The sequence below is a fragment of the Catenulispora pinisilvae genome (assembly GCF_015356865.1).
GTDB classification, from domain to species: Bacteria; Actinomycetota; Actinomycetes; order Streptomycetales; family Catenulisporaceae; genus Catenulispora; species Catenulispora pinisilvae.
The window spans coordinates 20,454-36,012 of sequence record NZ_JAAFZA010000028.1 but is presented as its reverse complement, the minus strand read 5'-3'; the positions used below and the strand labels follow the sequence as shown (position 1 = coordinate 36,012).

12 protein-coding genes are annotated in these 15,559 nt (G+C 68.4%); all 12 read right to left on the bottom strand.

Annotation, left to right across the window (positions count from 1 at the left end):
• Positions 1-48: 48 nt before the first annotated feature.
• A complete protein-coding gene (locus tag IZR01_RS10570; RefSeq protein ID WP_194892079.1) occupies positions 49-2,136 on the bottom strand; it encodes a glycogen debranching N-terminal domain-containing protein in 2,088 nt (695 codons plus the stop codon).
• 76 nt (positions 2,137-2,212) lie between these two features.
• Positions 2,213-2,857, bottom strand: coding sequence for a Scr1 family TA system antitoxin-like transcriptional regulator (locus IZR01_RS10565; protein ID WP_194892078.1), 645 nt, complete (start codon positions 2,855-2,857; stop codon positions 2,213-2,215).
• Between the two features lie 308 nt (positions 2,858-3,165).
• A complete protein-coding gene (locus tag IZR01_RS10560) occupies positions 3,166-3,801 on the bottom strand; it encodes a Scr1 family TA system antitoxin-like transcriptional regulator (protein WP_194892077.1) in 636 nt (211 codons plus the stop codon).
• A gap of 211 nt (positions 3,802-4,012) precedes the next feature.
• The gene (locus IZR01_RS10555) at positions 4,013-4,684 is read right to left on the bottom strand and encodes a Scr1 family TA system antitoxin-like transcriptional regulator (RefSeq protein WP_194892076.1); all 672 of its coding nucleotides are present in this window, start codon (positions 4,682-4,684) and stop codon (positions 4,013-4,015) included.
• 1 nt (position 4,685) lies between these two features.
• On the bottom strand, positions 4,686-5,372 hold the full coding sequence (locus IZR01_RS10550; RefSeq protein WP_194892075.1) for a Scr1 family TA system antitoxin-like transcriptional regulator: 687 nt from the start codon (positions 5,370-5,372) through the stop codon (positions 4,686-4,688).
• Between the two features lie 134 nt (positions 5,373-5,506).
• A complete protein-coding gene (locus IZR01_RS10545) occupies positions 5,507-6,898 on the bottom strand; it encodes a tetratricopeptide repeat protein (RefSeq protein ID WP_194892074.1) in 1,392 nt (463 codons plus the stop codon).
• A gap of 481 nt (positions 6,899-7,379) precedes the next feature.
• Positions 7,380-8,705, bottom strand: coding sequence for a tetratricopeptide repeat protein (locus IZR01_RS10540; RefSeq protein WP_194892073.1), 1,326 nt, complete (start codon positions 8,703-8,705; stop codon positions 7,380-7,382).
• A gap of 546 nt (positions 8,706-9,251) precedes the next feature.
• Positions 9,252-10,208: a GNAT family N-acetyltransferase gene (locus IZR01_RS10535; RefSeq protein WP_194892072.1), complete on the bottom strand. Its 957-nt coding sequence runs from the start codon at positions 10,206-10,208 to the stop codon at positions 9,252-9,254.
• Between the two features lie 394 nt (positions 10,209-10,602).
• Positions 10,603-11,508 carry a GNAT family N-acetyltransferase gene (locus tag IZR01_RS10530; RefSeq protein WP_228553950.1) on the bottom strand — a complete coding sequence of 302 codons (906 nt, stop codon included), beginning with the start codon at positions 11,506-11,508 and terminating at the stop codon, positions 10,603-10,605.
• An 18-nt stretch (positions 11,509-11,526) separates the two neighbouring features.
• Positions 11,527-12,735 carry a type I glutamate--ammonia ligase gene (locus IZR01_RS10525; RefSeq protein WP_194923717.1) on the bottom strand — a complete coding sequence of 403 codons (1,209 nt, stop codon included), beginning with the start codon at positions 12,733-12,735 and terminating at the stop codon, positions 11,527-11,529.
• A 172-nt stretch (positions 12,736-12,907) separates the two neighbouring features.
• Positions 12,908-14,440 (bottom strand): amino acid permease, encoded by a 1,533-nt coding sequence (locus IZR01_RS10520; RefSeq protein WP_194892070.1) that lies wholly within the window; start codon positions 14,438-14,440, stop codon positions 12,908-12,910.
• Between the two features lie 62 nt (positions 14,441-14,502).
• Positions 14,503-15,534, bottom strand: coding sequence for a hypothetical protein (locus IZR01_RS10515; protein WP_194892069.1), 1,032 nt, complete (start codon positions 15,532-15,534; stop codon positions 14,503-14,505).
• Positions 15,535-15,559: the final 25 nt, after the last annotated feature.

The window sequence follows — 15,559 nt, the reverse complement described above, 5'->3', positions numbered from 1 at the left end:
CCAACCTGGCTACGTGCTCTGATATTGCGATCCCCCGGCCCCGCAACGTCAACGAACATCGAATCGGATTAGGCCCCCGTCGGCGCCGATCTCGCCGGACACCCTCTGGCCCGCGACACACAGACCGTCGATGGTGAACCCACCGAGGAGCGGTGCTGTCGGCGGCTCCGCTTGGACCACCCCGGCAGGCACGTCGACCCGCAGGCCCAGGGCCGCCGTGACGAGCAGAGGTCCGAACGCGGCGGCCCAGGCTTGGACTGGGCAGGCCGCCGGGTAAGGCACCACCGGACGCCCCGGCACCGCGCGGTGCCCGCCGAACAGCTCCGGCATCCTGTACCGGAAGGCGCCGCCGGCGGCGAGTAGCCCCGCCGCCAGCTGCGCGGCCAGCGCATCGTGCGTCGTGCGGCGGGCCCGGGTCAGCGCACGGATAGCAATAGCGGTGTCGTGTGTCCAGATACTGCCGCCGTGGTAGCTCAGGGGGTTGTACCCGGTTACCGTCGATGAGACCGCCCGCAGCCCGTTACCGTCGGACAGGTCCGGTGCGCTCAGCCGGGCGACGACGAGGTCTTCCTCGGCCTCGGTGAGGATCCCGGTGCCGATCAGGTGAGCGACATTGGAGGCGGCACCGGTCACAGGGGCGCCGTCGCCGTCGAGCGCGATCGCCGGGAACCGGCCGACATCGTCCGCGATCCAAAACCGATCTCGAAACCGCTGCGACAAAGCATCAGCCCAGGCCTGATACTCGGTGCCATCACGGCCGAGCGCCTTCAGGACCTGCGCTGCGCCGACAGCGGCCTCGTAGGCGTAGCCCTGAACTTCGCACAGGGCGATCGGACCGACCGGGCAACGGCCATCAGCGTGACGGACAGCCCCAGCGCTGTCCTTCCACCCCTGGTTTACGAGCGTTCCGGGATCACCGACGTAGGCCTGGAACCCCTTCCCCGGGTCCCCGTACTCGATGATCCACGCGAGTGCGCGTTCAAGCGGATCGAGGAGGTTCTCCACCTGCTCAGTCGGTAGGCCCCACCGCCAGGCATCCACCAGAGTGCACACCCACAGCGGGGTGGCGTCGATGGAGCCGTAATAGATGGGCGGCCAGTGCGCTGCCACCCGTGCCGGCCGGGCCTCGTGCAGGATGCGACCGGGCCCCTCACCGGTCTCGGCATCAAACCGGGTGCCCTGACGGCGGGCCAGCGTGCGCAGAGTCCCACCGGCCAACTCCGTGCCGAGGGCCAGCGTGAGCCGAGCGGTCCACAGCGAATCGCGACCGAACAAGCTGAGGTACCAAGGAACACCGGCCGCGGCAAAGATGTCGCCGCCGGGGCCGTCCGGATCGGCCATCCGCAGCGCCGCAAGGTCTCCGAGGGACTGCGTCAACAGCAGCGGCACCCGCTGATCCGCGGCCCGTACACTCGGCCGCGCCGGCCACGCCGCGCCAAGCGGGGCTGGGGTCGGCGGAAAGTCCGGCCGGTCCGTGTATCGGGGTGCTGGGATCGTTCTGATCGTGATCTCGGTGTGCCACTCTGCGCCGGGCCCGATGGTCAGTTCCCAGCACAGCTGTAGCACGCAGTCGTCGTTAGGCCTGGCGACAGCAGCACCAGGTGGCACCTGTACGGTGACGCCGGCACCGTCGTCGGCCCGTGCAGTCGCCCATCCCGCCTCGATGCCCCACGGCAAGGAATTCCCAGGTTCGCCCGCGCGCACGTCGCCGGGGGTTGCCAGGTCGCTGGATGCCGACAGGCGCAGGACGCAGCTGAATGCGGTGTCTCCGGCGTTCTCGATCTTGATCTGTTCGATCGCCCGTGTGCTGCGGACCGCGCGGATGCGTGTGATCGTCAACTGCGGATCGCGAGAGCGGCCATCCGGCAGCGGGGTGTAGGAGACGACCCGCATCCCGTCCGAGCTGAACGACTGAGCTTCGAGCGGCAACAGGGTTCTGTCATCCAGGCTTACCCGCCACTGCGACAGCAGCCGCCGGTCTGCGCAATACAGCCCATCGGCACCACAGCACACGTCCCCCTCCGAAGGGGCCAGCCACACCATCGGCGCGCGCAGCGCGGTCAGGTGGCCGGTCAGATGGTGGCGCCGGCCCGGGTCCCGGTGCGGACACGCCGGAGTAAGAATCGCGTCGATCATGGACCGTTTCCCTTTCAAAGATCAGGTGGGGAGCAAGGCAAGACATGACTGAACTGGGCAACCGCTAACTGGCGGATCAGCGACCGAGCAGTTCCACGCGCATCCGCCGCAGCTCGGCGGCGGCGTCCTGTCCGTACAGCGCCAGGTCGGCGAGCTCCCGGAAAGCGCGCAGCGCGCACGCCGCCTCCTCGGCGCCGGATAGATACAGGACGCCGCTGTAGGTCTCGTACTCGACCAGCCGCCCGTCGTAGATCCACACGGGCGGGGAAGGCATCATTCTGGCCGGTGCGGCATCGGGCAGCAGCCCGAACCGGAACCGGGTGTCCAAGGCCGCGTGGATAAGACGCTCAAACTGGTCAGCGACCACCTCCCATGGCCAGTGCCTGGCACGGAACCGCAGCGGGAAGGACGTGCTGATGAGGTGAAAGTCCGTGGCCCCGGCGGTCAGCTGTTCGCCTCGCGCCATCCGCTCGGCCACCGCGGCCTCGACGTCGACGCGTTGCTCGTCGTCGCCGAAGGCCGGCGCGTAGGACATCACCCGGCGCGCCCACTGCTCGGTCTGCAACGGCCCGCAGACCTGCATCGGCGACAGCGCCTGGACCATTGCGGCGCTCGCCGACAGCTGTGCGTACTTGCGGTGCTGCCCGGCTAGCCCGTCGGCCAGGCACTCGCGGGACCGCTGATAGGTCAGGCTGGGGCCCATCTCGGGGTACTCGTTCATCGCCATCACTGCCTTCCGGATTCGAAGTTGCTTCGGCCACTGCAGAACTGAAGATCCTGGTCGGCAGGTCCGAGCTGGGGAGGCCGGCCAGCATCTCCGCGAAGCTGCTGGTAACCGGCGGCGCAGCGGCGACGTCGGCGTTGCCGGTGGTTCTGCCTGCGACTTTGGGCCCCGCCGCCCGCACCTGATGCCACGCCCACACCCACGACCACGCCCTCATCCGGTTGCCGACCACGGACTCAATGATCAAAGTGCTGACCGCGCAGCAGGTGCGGCCCGCGCCGCACCCGCTGGTGGTGGACGCGTTGTCAGTCGCCGACCAGTTCGGCGCGCAGCCGCCGCAGCTCGGCGACCGCGGCCTCGCCGTACAGCGCCAGCCGGGCGAACTCCTCGAACGCCCGCAGGTTCGCCGCCACGTCCGGGGCGTCGGCGAGAAACAGCATCCCGGAGTAGGTCTCCACCTCGGCCAGGTTCCGGTCGTAGATGCATACCGAGGTGTACGGGGGCTGGCGGGCCGCGATGCCCTCCGGGATCAGGCCGAACCGGTACCGGTCCTCCAGCGCGGCCTTGATCAGCCGGTCGATCTGGGCCGGCAGCTGCGGCCATTTGCGACGGAACCGCAGTGGAAAGGACGTGGTCAGCAGGTGAAACTGTGAGGTTCCGGCGGTCAGCTGGGCGGCGCGAGCGGTTCGGGCCGCGACCGCCTCCTCGATGTCGGTGCGCTGCTCGTCGTCGGCGAAGCCGGGGTTGTAAGAGAACACCTCCCGGGCCCATGGCTCGGTCTGCAACTGGCCCGGGATCTCCCATGGCGACAGGCTCTGCACGAGCGCGGCGTCCTCGGACAGTTGGGCGTACATGCGCTGCTGCGGCGCCAGGCCGTCGGCCAGGTGCCGGTGGAACGGCTGATAGGTCACCCCGCTGGTCGCGGGTGTGGTGACGGTCATTGCGTGATCCCTTTCTCGGGCGCGCCGTGCGCGATTGGCAACGGCATCGGTGATGGGAGTTCAGGGCGGGCTTCGAGCGCCGATGCGGTCAGTACAGTCCGGGGCGACCCGGGGTGTTGGGCCTGTTGCCTGGGGATGTTGCTCTCCAGGCCAGGGTCGGGCTGTGGCGCCGGTGCAGACCGGCCTTGGCGCTGCGGACAGGCGATCGACATCAGGGCCCTTGTTCGGCGGAGTCGAGGAGTTCCGTGCGTAGCCTGGCCAGGTGTTCGGCGGCTGCGGCGCCGTACAGTGCGGCGGCGGCGATGTCGTCGAAGCTGCGGCGGTAGGCGGCGATAACGTCGGGGTCGTCCATCACCAGCAGCCCCGCTTCCAGCTCGATCCGGAGCTGCTCGTCGTCGTACAGGGTGATCTGGTTGCTCGGCGGCGCCGGCAGCGCGGCGCGCTGCTGCAGGATCCCCAGTTGGAGGCGCTGATCGTGTACCGCTTGGCGCAGGAGGTCGATCTGCTCGGTCAGGACGTCGCCGGGGAGTCCCCAGACCCGCAGTGCCGTCTCGGCCATCACGACGTGCAGCCGGGTGGTGCCCTGGTTCAGCAGCGTCTGCTGTCGCTGGAGCCGGGTGGTGACGGCCTGCTCGATGTCGGCAGGCGGCTGACCGGTGGCGTTGTCGCGGTTGAAGCTGAAGATCGCCCGGATCCAGGCCGGGCTCTGCACATATCCGGGCACGAACAGCGGCTCGAACTGCCGGATGCATGCGGCGGTGTCCACCGCCTCGCCGGCGCTCTGCTGCCTGGCGCGCAGCCCGTCGGCCAGCAGGTCGGTGTGGCGGTAGTAGGCGACGCCGCCGGCGGGGGTGGTGTCGGCCAGGTCCAGACGGTATGGCATGTCAACGCTCACTTCCGGTCGTGGGCGAAGCAGCTGGCATCCGCCTGGCTGCGGTGGCCTCGGCTGCGAATGCCGCCAGCAGCTCCCGCGCGGTCGGCCCGTAGCAGGCGGTCGCCGCGAACGCGTCGAAAACCCGCTCGCACAGCTCGACGTCCTCCCGAGCCGTCGAGCGCACCTCCCCGGCCACGGTGCCGATCTCGACCACGGCCTCGTCGTACAGGAAGAAGTCGCTCGCCAAGTCGATTCCGGTGTCCACGAAGTCCGGAATCACCCCGAAGCGGAAATGCTCGGCGTTGGTGGCGCGCATCAGGTGGTCGATCTGCTCGTCGAACACCGGCTGGGGCCTGCGCGTCCGCAGCGCCGCGAGGTGCATCAGGATGTGGATGTCGCGGCCCGGTTCGGTCAGGATGCGCTGCCGAGCTAGCCGGGCCTGTGCAGCGGCCTCACCGTCCCTGGGCTGATACTCGCCCAGCGCCGGCAGCGCGCCGGCCATCGCCATGGCCCAGCCGCGGGCCTGGACCAGACCCGGTACGCAGGTCGTGCTCATGATCCGCAGCCTGGCGGCGCGCTCGCTGCGGATTATGCGGGCGTGCTGGTCGGGCTGCAAGCGACCGTCGACTTGCAGGTCACGCCATGCGGTGAATGTGGCCTGCTCGCGCCTGCCGTTCGTTGCGGTTGTTTCGTTCATCTCGCCGCTGTCCTTTCCTTCTGGGCTGACTTAGCTGTAGGTCCGGCTGGATGTCGCGTACGACGTCGTATAGGCCCCCTGAAGACGCCCGTCGGCCGCAGCACCGCACTGGACGTTCTGGCGCGTGACGGTTATCAGCATGCTGTTAACATCTCGCGAAGTCTCACCGCCGGGCGGTCGCTGAACGGTTTCAGTTGTGCCAAGGCTTCAGCGCGCAGCGTTGCGGCCTGCTCCGAATCGGAGTCCTGGCACGCGGCAGCCAGGTGAGCCAGCGTGCCGGCGGTATTCAAGTCGAGGCGGTCGGCCCTGCGCTGCACCAGCGCGGCGGTCAGCACAGCCAGGGCGCCGATCCGGTCGCCGCAGGCCAAAATCGCCCGCCCGATACCCTCCAGCAGGTCGGCCAGGTGGAACGTAGAGCCCGAGCGCACCGCCAACGCCCGGGTGAACTCACGCAAAGCGGTCTGGGGATCTTCCTCAGCCAGTGCGAGCTGCCCGGCGGTCAGATACACCGCCACGTGCACCGAGGCGAAGGTCAAATCCTGCGCGGTAGCCTCGGCGGCGCGTCGAGCCGCGGCCAGGTGTTCACGGGCCGCTGGCAGCTCGCCCAGCATCAGGTGCGCCTCGGCCAGGTCGTGGTGGACTTCCATCACCTGCCGGATCGCGGGAAGCCCCGCGCCGTCGATGATTCGCAGCGCTGCGGTTCCGCAGTGGATCGCCTGACTGATCTCGCCGCTGTCCAGGGCGATCCGGCCCAGGTTGCCGGTGGCCAGCGCGGTCAGCCGCGGGGCGTCGGTAATCTGCAACACAGCAAGCTGGCAGTCCCGGGCCGCAGGCAGCTCCCGGCGCACCATGTGCACCGCGCCCCGGCACAGCATGACCTTGGCCTGCCCGGCTATGTCGCCGGCCTGCTCCAGGATCGGCATGGCCTGGTCGTAGTGGACCATCGCCTCCTGCAACCGGCCGCTCATCTTCGCCGCGGCACCGCAGGCCAGGTGCATGATCGCGACGCCTTGCACATCGCCGCTGCGCTCGGCGGCGGCCAGGCCGACAGCTCCGGTCTCGCTGGCCTCGGCCAGTGCTCCCTCGGCGACCAGTGCCTCGTGGCAGCGTGCGGCCAGCTGCCAGCACTGCTGATCCCATCCGGCCTGGTCAGCCAACGCCATCACTGTGGGGATCACCCGGAGCCGGGTGCGGAACCACAGCGCAGCCTCACCGCGGTCCGGGCCGGTAGTGCCATCGCCAGAACTGCCGATCCACTGAGAGGCGAATGCGACGGCTGCCTGCGCATCCATCTCATCGCCTGGCCAGGCCACGCCTGCGAGCATCGGTGGCGGCAGCGTCGGGCCCAGCATCTCCCCGCAGCAGCGCCAGGCAGCATCGGCGAAGACCAGCAGCTGGTTCACCACAGCGGCGGCGAACCGCAGGAATAGGCGGTCATCGGACGGCACCGCAACGGCCCCGGGAACCAACGCCGAGCGCACGCGCGCGGCGGCATCGGACTGCTCGGCGGTGAAGCGGAATGTCATGGCAAAGCTCTCCTGAACGACGGGTTGCCTAATCGGATTCGACGGCGGATAAGCGGCCGGCCTGGGTTTGGGCAGTGTGGCCAGGCCGGCCGCACGGCCCGGCGGCACACGGGGATATGCCGCAACGAGCCGTTCCCGCCCCGAGCGCACTGGGGGGCAAGCGCTCAAGGGGCGAGGTCAGTAGCGCGCACAGCGCGCGGTTCGCGGGCTCAGTTCAGTGCTGCGAGCGGCAGCACTACCCGTCTGGGGAACGCAGCGCGACGTCGCCAACTGCGAGGCGTCGCAGTTCGAGGTAAACCTCGGCGGGCCCAGCGGTCCTCAGCAAAGCTGCTGATCATCATTCTCCTTACGGTGTAACGCTTAGGTATATGACCGTCGGCACGAGCCGTGCTCGGGATGTCACAGTGCCGTGCACCTCCGGTTCGATCGGCAGGCTGCGGCCTTCATCCGTGCTCGAATTGCTCAGCGCCCCTGAAAGACATCAGCCTGACAACAGGCTCAACTCTGCGCGCAGGGCGTCGGCTGCAGGGTCGACGATCCCGGCCAGCTCCGACAGAGCCTGGTCGCGCAGAAGAGCGGCCTCGTCCACACGTCCGGATGCGAAGTTCGCCCTAGCCAGGTAAAAACCGGTGCGGGCAGTAGCGAACTGTTCCCCGACCTGGTTGCGCTCGACAAGTGCGGCGTTGTGCTCGTCAGCGGCCGGTCCGTACTCGCCGATCTCGAACAGGACCCTGCCCGTGCCATCTAGGGTGTCGGCCATTCGGAAGGGGGCGGGGCCGGCAGCTTGCAACAGCAAGACACCCTGAAACGCCGCCATGGCTTCGAGGTGGCGTCCCCGAGCTATCAGCAGCTCGCCGCTCGCGAGCGCGGCGCTGATGCGCACCGGGAACGTCTCGAATCCGCTGGCGAAGAGCCCGTACACCTCATCCAGATGACGCCCGGCCTCCTCGATGTCACCGTTGCGGGTGTAAGCCGCGGTGAGCTCCAGATGGGCCTCAATGAGCCAAAGCATGTCCGCGTCGCAGGCTCGAAGTAGCTCCAAGCCTGCGAGTCCGTGCTCAATCGCAGCCGACACCTCGCCGCGGTTGGTGGCCACCCAGGCCCGATTGACACGCGCCATCGCGCGGTGAACGTCGTCGCATTCGGCCATGCCAAGCAGCTGGACGAGAGCAGCATCGGCGTCTTCCAGATGCCGGGCGGCTGCGTGAGCCACACCAAGCCGGCTAAGGGCGGCCACCGTCCCGGCCGTGTCGTTGAGGTCGGCGAACAGCCGCGCCGCCTGCTTAAAGTCCTCGATCGCTAGCGTCGGCTTGTTGGCCATCTTGTAGCCTCCACCGCGGTTCAGCAGCGCATGTGCCTCGGCGGGCTTGTCGCCGTGCCGGCGCGCTGAGGCTAGTGCGAGATCGGATAGTATCCGCCGCCGGTCTGTATCGTGCAGGGAGGTCAGCACGCATTCCAGGCCGCGCACCACCCGGCTGCTCTGTTCGTCGGCCTTGTGCTGGCTGGCCAGGACCAACGCGTCCAGGATGCCGTCCGCGTTGGCCGAGTACCACCCCTCTGCGTCGGCGAAGTTGGCGAACACTGGCGCGTCGCCGAGCTCGTCATCGCCGGGGAGCACCGGTAGCAGAATCGGCGAGACACGGCGTACGGCACGGACGGTGCTGGCATACCTGCCGACCAGAGCCTCCAATACCTGCCGGGCTGGTCCGGTCATGACGCCCGTTCGCGATCCACTGTCCGTGGAACGCAGGTACTCCAAAACCTCGGCAGCGGCCTCAGCCTGCTCGGGCGTGAAGCGGGATGTCATGGCAAAGCTCTCCTGAAGGACGGTTGTCTATTCGGATTCGACGGCGGATTTGCGGCCGGCCCGGGGCTGGGCAGTCGCCAGGCCGGCCGCACGGCCCGGCGGCACACGGGGATATGCCGGTACGGTCCGGGCCGTTCCCGCCCCGAGCGCACTGGGGGTTAGCGCTCAAGGGGCGAGGTCAATGGCACGCAGAGCACAGTCAGCGCGCTCAGTTCGGTGCTCGTCGAGCGGTGCTTGAGCTAGCCGTCTGGATCCCGCAGCCTGACGTCGCCGACCGTGAGGCGTCGCAAGGCGGGGTGGGCGTCGATGGGCTGGCTGCCCTCAGTGATGATGTTCATCCGTCTCCTTGGCAGTGACGCGCGTTTACATGGACATTGATACGTGCCCTGTGCTGACGATGGTCAGGATGAGCCAGCCGTCGGCACCTGCTGGGTCGGCGGCTGGCCACCGCTGTGCGGTTGGGCCAGAAACAACAGCACCAGCAGCGCGATAGCTGCGATGATGGCGGCCGTCTCCTTCATCCTGGTGCTCCGCGATCGGGCACTGTCATGCAAGCCCCAGACAGGTCAGGGCATGCAGCTGGTCGAAAGCGATCGCTCGCACCGCGGCGGTTCCGAGCCGATACATCCGGTACGCGTCGCCGACTGGAGACAGGCCGCGGCTCTCGGCGACCGCTACCCCGGCCTTGCTGTGGGCGGGCACGTCGATGCTTACAGCGGCGGCTCCGTCACGCCCGGCCAGCGCACACAGGGAGTCGAAGATCGTCGCTGCCTGGTACGAGCGCTCGGCGTACAAGGGCCCGATACCGGCGATCGACCGCGCCATTCGCAGCACGCCGTAGCCGCGCACGTTGCCGTTCGCATCGGCGTAGACCAGCGAGTGGTGGCCCGCTGCCGTGGCGAAGGCGGCGGCGAACTGCGGGCGGCGGGCCGGAAAGCAGGCGGCGTCGATTGCGGTGATCTGCCTGGCGTGTTCCTTGGCTTTGAACACACCCACGTGTGGATCCACCGGGCGGGCTGCTGGAAGCTGTCCGGCGAATCGGATAATGCGGAACCCGTCGGTGAAACCGAGCCGTGTGGCGTGCTCGGTCAGGTGTGGCGGCACGTCGGCGGCGATGGTGCGCTCGCCGGCGTGCCCGATTGCCGCCGCCCAGGTGACCGCGCCGATTCCTCTGCGTCGCATCTCGGGGTCGACCAGCAGCATTCCGCAGAAGGCGAAGTCATCGGCGTAGTTGACGACGCTTACTGATGACACGTGGCGCTGGCCGAGAAATCCGGCGAAATGCCCCGTCGGATCGATACTTCGGAACAATGCTGCGTCGCTTTGGCCGAGGTTCCACCCTTCGGCGGCTGCCCAGGAGTCGATCTGTGCAGCATGCGCGGAGGTGGCGCGGACCAAGTACATACCGAGCGGGATCCTCGCTTGCAGCGCGGCGGGCGCGGCAGTGGTGTCCACATGCTGCAGATCCCTTCTAGCGTCGGCGCTGGCTTCGGAGTGGGTCATGGGTGGCTCCGTGGATGGTGGGTGAGCCCAGTTCGGCGCTGGCCACGGCAAACAGTCGTGTCGGTCAGTCGGCTTGAGCAGGATGGAGTGCGGCTCGTTGAGCTGCGACGCTGACGCCTACGAACTCCGCTTTTGCTGCAATTCGTGAGTCGCCGCAGGCTCCGGGGTCCCGTGTCCAGGAGTGTTGTGGGCTGCGGCTCCGTGCGGATCTGCGGAAGTGGCCACCAGGGTCCGCCAGCGGGTCCCCCTCCGTTTCCTTCGGTCGGGCAGCCGTCCTCCGTCCTAACGCAGTTGAGCTGAGGTCTCGCACGCCACCTATGGGCACACAACGGGCACATCCCGAATTTGGACGCCGAAACACAGCCCCGGGAAAGCGCCACAGCTTCGATAGCGCTCATCCCAGTTCCCGGCTGGTGAGCCCGTATAGCATCGTCAGGTCCACGGCTCGTTCTGCGTTGCCGGGGCAGGACCGGACCATGCGCAGGGTCTCGCTGTCGTAGGACAGTCCGCGGGTCTCGCACAGTGCCATGGCCGCCCGGTTCGGCTCGGGGACGTCGATGGCGATCGCGCGGGCGCCGTGCTGCCCGGCGTGCTCAGCCAGCGCGTCGAATAGCGCGGCGGCTACGCGCGGGTCGGCTGCGCATATCGGACCGATGCGCGCAGCCCCGATGCCTGGGCGGATGACGCCATAGCCCCGTAGCCGGTTGCCCTCCACAAAGCCCAGCGCGTACCGGCCGGGCCCCTGGGACCAGTCGACGGCCAGCGCGGTTCGATCGGCCGGGAAGCAGCGGGCGTCCAAGACTGCGGCCTGGCCGTAAAGCTTGGCGTGTAGCGGCGCCACGCGCGCATCGGTAGCCCGAGGTGCGGGGACAGGCCCGGCGAAGGAGATGGTTCTCCATCGGGTGTAGAAGCCGCGGGCTGCGAAGAAGTCTCGCATGCCCGGTGGGGCCTCCAGGGCGACCGGGCAGTCTGGGATGTTGCTCAGGACCAGCTCGACTGTCGGTTCCTCGATACCTCGGCCGCGGAACGCCGGGTCGACGATCGGCGCACCGGTGAAGCAGAACCCGTCGTAGCCGGCGGTTGCGGTGGCCGAGACAGGTCGGCCATCGAGGATGCCGATCAGCAGTGCGCCGGGGTGGTGTCGGATAAGCAGGGCCATGTCGCCGCGCCCGAGACTCCGGCCTGTTCCTCCAGCCCAGCCCTCGATCATCGCGGTGTCGGCGGCGCTGCCACGCACCGCGTGAATCCCAGCGGTGGTGGTCTCGGGCGGCCGGGCAACCGGGATCTGGAGCGCGCTCATGTCTGTTCCTTCCCGTGTTCAGGCGCGCATTGCGCGGTGGATTTCGCTGGCGGTGACCTGCTCGCGGAAGGCAGCCGCTTCCTGGTCTGCTGTACGCGCCAGGTGGTCGGCGACCACGGACCCGAAGATCCGCGCAGCCAAGTCCGAGCGGCGAAAGTCGGCCAGCGCCTCGGTCAGACTGGTAGCGATCGGCACAGCGTCGTGGGCGGCATAGGCGTTGCCGATCGTCTCCTTGCCTGGTGAAGCGTCGGTGTCGATGCCTTCGACGATCGTGCCGAGAATCGCGGCCAGGGCCAGATAGATGTTGGCGTCGGCGCCGGCCACGCGGATCTCCACGTGCACGTTGTGCTCACCGCCGGTCACCCGCACCGCGCAGGTCCGGTTGTCATAGCCCCAACACCAGGTGGTGGGCGCGAAACTGTAGGGGCGGAAGCGGCGGTATGCGTTCACGGTCGGCGCCAGCAACGGCAGCAGATGAGGCAGCCCGCCCAGCATTCCTGCGGTCGCCTGCTTCGCGGTCTGGCTCAGGTCGCCGGCCTGCGTGCTCATCACTGAGGCACCGTCGCAGTGCAGCGAAACATGCAAGTGCAAGCCATTGCCGGAGTCGATGTCGGGGGCGGCCATGAACAGCGCGTCAAGGCCCTGCTCGCCAGCCACGGCCCGTGACAGTGCTTTGAAGACGGTGTAGTCATCGGCGGCACGCACCGGCCCGGTGGGGGCGAAAGTGGCTTCGATCTGCCCGGGCCCTGACTCGGTCTTCATCGCCTCCAGCGGCAGGCAGGCCTGCTGCGCTGCGCTGAGCACGGCGCGTAGGTGCTCGGCAACCGGTCGGGGATGGCGGGTGGCATAATCGGCGTTCATGCGTCCCACCGGCGCCAGACTCGGCCAAGGCTGTGCAGGGCCGGGTTCGGCGTCTGGGGCGTGGATGAGGGTGTATTCGGCCTCGACGCCGATCATCGCGTTGTAGCCGCGGCCGGCCAGCCGCTCGACCTGCTCGGCGAGTATCCGTCGGGGTGAGACCGCCAGCGGCGCGGCATCGTCGACGGCGTTGGCGAACACCAGCGCCTCGCCAGGTTGGGTTGGCAGCTGGTAGATCGCTTCCAGGTCTGGCAGCAGGAGCATGTCGGCGTAGCCGGACTCCCAGCCCGACAGTCCCGACCCGTCTCCGGGAGTCAGGTCGATGTCGGAAGCGAGCAGGTAGGAGCACGCGTGCTCGCCGTGCTCCATGATCCTGGTGGCGAAGTGGCCAGCGGCGTGGTGCTTGCCGGCCAGCCGGCCGTGCGAGTCGACCAAGGCCAAAGTGACGGTGTGAATCGTGCCGTCAGCGATGGCGGCACGCAGCTTGTCGGCGTTCCACCGGTGCCCAATGGTCGGTGCGGTGGTCATGTCGGCCGTCATGTCAGATCACCGGGATGTCGGAGAATTTGTCGGCTTCCAGCGCTGCGGTGGTCGCATCCCCAGCTCCTCGTCCCCAGCGCGGCCACAGTGCCGCGGCCAGCAGCAGCACGGCGATCAGCGCGACGGGAGCGTAGTTGAAGTGGGTCCAGGACCACATCGGCTGGGACTGCGGCAGACAGAACAGGACCGTCTCGATCGCGACCCAGCTGACCGCGGCGATGCCGATCGGCCGCCCGAAGCGCCCCAGGCTCCACTCCCCAGGGGTGAAGGAACTCCCGGCGCGGACTCGCAGCCAGATCGGGATGGCGTAGGCGGGGGTGATCCCGATGATGTTGATCGCCACCACCGCGTTGTAGGCGGTGGGGTTCCATAGCGACGGCAGTGCCAGCACGAACGCGGCGATGATCGCCAGCCAGACCGCGTTCACCGGTACCTTGTGCCGGTTGGTGCGGCGCCACAGGCCCGAGCCGGGCATCGAGCCGTTACGGGAGAAGGCGAACACCATCCGGGAGGCTGAGCCGGTCGCGGCCAGACCGCAGCACAGCTGCGCGATGATCACCACAGCGAGCAGAGCCTGCGCCCAGCTCGACCCGAGAGCATCGTTGAAGATCGCCGCTGGTGGCACGGGCGCGCCGGCCTCATCGGCGTAGTACCGGACCGCGTACAGCATCCCGGCGATCAACACCGCTCCGGCGATCCAGGACATCCAGATCGCGCGGATGATGCCCCTGGGCGCGGCGACCGCGGCGTGTTCGGTCTCCTCCGACAGATGCGCGGAGGCGTCGTAGCCGCAAAAGGTGTAGCCGGCCAGCAGCAGCCCGATCGCCGAGACATACAGCGAGCTGTGGAACCCGGTCGTGTTCACGTAGTGGGTGAACACGAATGACACGCTCTGGTGCTGCTTCGGCACCAGGACCAGAACAGCCGCGATCAGCGTGACGCCGGCCAGGTGCCAGATCACCGAGACCCGGTTGAACAAGTCCAGAACCCGCACCCCGAATAGGTTCAGTAGTGCATGCAGCAGCAGGATCACGGCGTAGATGCCGAGGGTGGAGTACTTGGTCGGGGTGAAGGTGCTGCGCAGCGCGATCAGGGCGCCGGTGAACTGCGCGGCGCCGTAGTCTATCCCGGCGATCGCGCCCAGCAGGCCCAGCAGGTTCAGCCAGCCGGTCACCCAGCTCCAGGCCCGGCCCCTGGTCCCGCCGAGTTTCTCAGCCATGAAGAACAGCGCGCCGGCCGTCGGGTAGGCGCTGGTGACCTCCGCCAGGCCCAGCCCGACCAGCAGCACCAGGGCTCCAACGCCGATCCAGCCCCAGATCATCACGGCCGGGCCGCCGGTGCCCATGCCATAGCCGAACAGCGTCATGCAGCCGGACAGGATCGAGATGATGGAGAACGAGATCGCGAAGTTCCCGAACCCGGTCATCCGACGTGCCAGCACCGGCTGAACGCCGATCCGGCGCAGCAGGTCCTCATCGTGCTGTGCAGCAGAACGGCGCGGTGGGGATGCGCTCGCGGAAGACGGCATGGACATGGTGAACCCTTCGATACTTGGTAGCGCGGACGGGAAGGAGGCGGCCACCATAGGCCGATACATCAATGTGCTGATTTTGGGTGGGGACGCGGACGAGCTGGACGTGAGCTTGTGCGGGACGAAACGGCGGCGAGCGCCTCGGCACGGGCCTGCACCAGCAGCTCCGTTCCCCTGCCGACCCCGGCAACCTGCTCCCAGGGCCGGGGCGCGCCGTATGGGCCGAGGGCTTCGAACACCATCGCTGCACGCTCCATGTCGCGCGCTTCCCACAACGCGTGGGCGAGAAAGGACAGGTCCGCGACCAGCCGCGTTTCTGGCCGGGCCGAGCAGAACCAGATCCAGGCTCTCTCGACGTCTCCGACGGCCTCCCCATCCTGCTCTGCAGGCACCGCCCACCGGCTTTCTTTCCGTGTGTGCCAGATGCTGGCAAGGGAAACCAGTGGCAGCACCCGCAGCGGCGTGGCAGCCGGGGTACCAGGCGACGAGGACAGGGAACGGGCGAACAATTGGCCATCGCCCGGCCGCAGCCGACCACCCGAAGCGGAAACGATCGCGTCATGCATCCGGTGGACCGTTTCACGGTTCCACGGGCTCGTCCGCCAGCAACTCGTGAACGCACGCCACGGTCCCCGAACCGGACAATCTGGTGGTCCAGGCTCGGCAGTCCCGCGGACGCAAGCAAGCGCGAACTCCGAGAGGTACGCGACCGGGTCGTGCGGGAATAGCTCTTGCACCTCCCGGCAAGACAGCACCGCATCACCCATCGGGTGGGCCGCCCGCGCCAGGGCGGCGCCGGTCAGCGCGCACACCCGCTCAGCACCGACCCGAACGCTCATCGCCAAGGCGTCGTGGTCCCGCGGGCAATCACGACGCCAGGAAGCCACCGCATCAGTCGGCGCCGCTACCCGGGCCAGCAGAAGCGTCCGAGTGCACCTCAGCTGATGATCGGCGGGATCAGTGGTACTCAGCAGATCGGCCATCGCACGCCACCGCCCGGCAGCCACCTCGCCGAGCACGGCAGCCAGCGCAGTGTCCGAGCCGGCAGGATGCACCAGCGGCTTGAACGAGCGTTGCCCCGCCTCTCGCAGGCTCATCGCCGCCACCCCCGGCAGGCAAGAA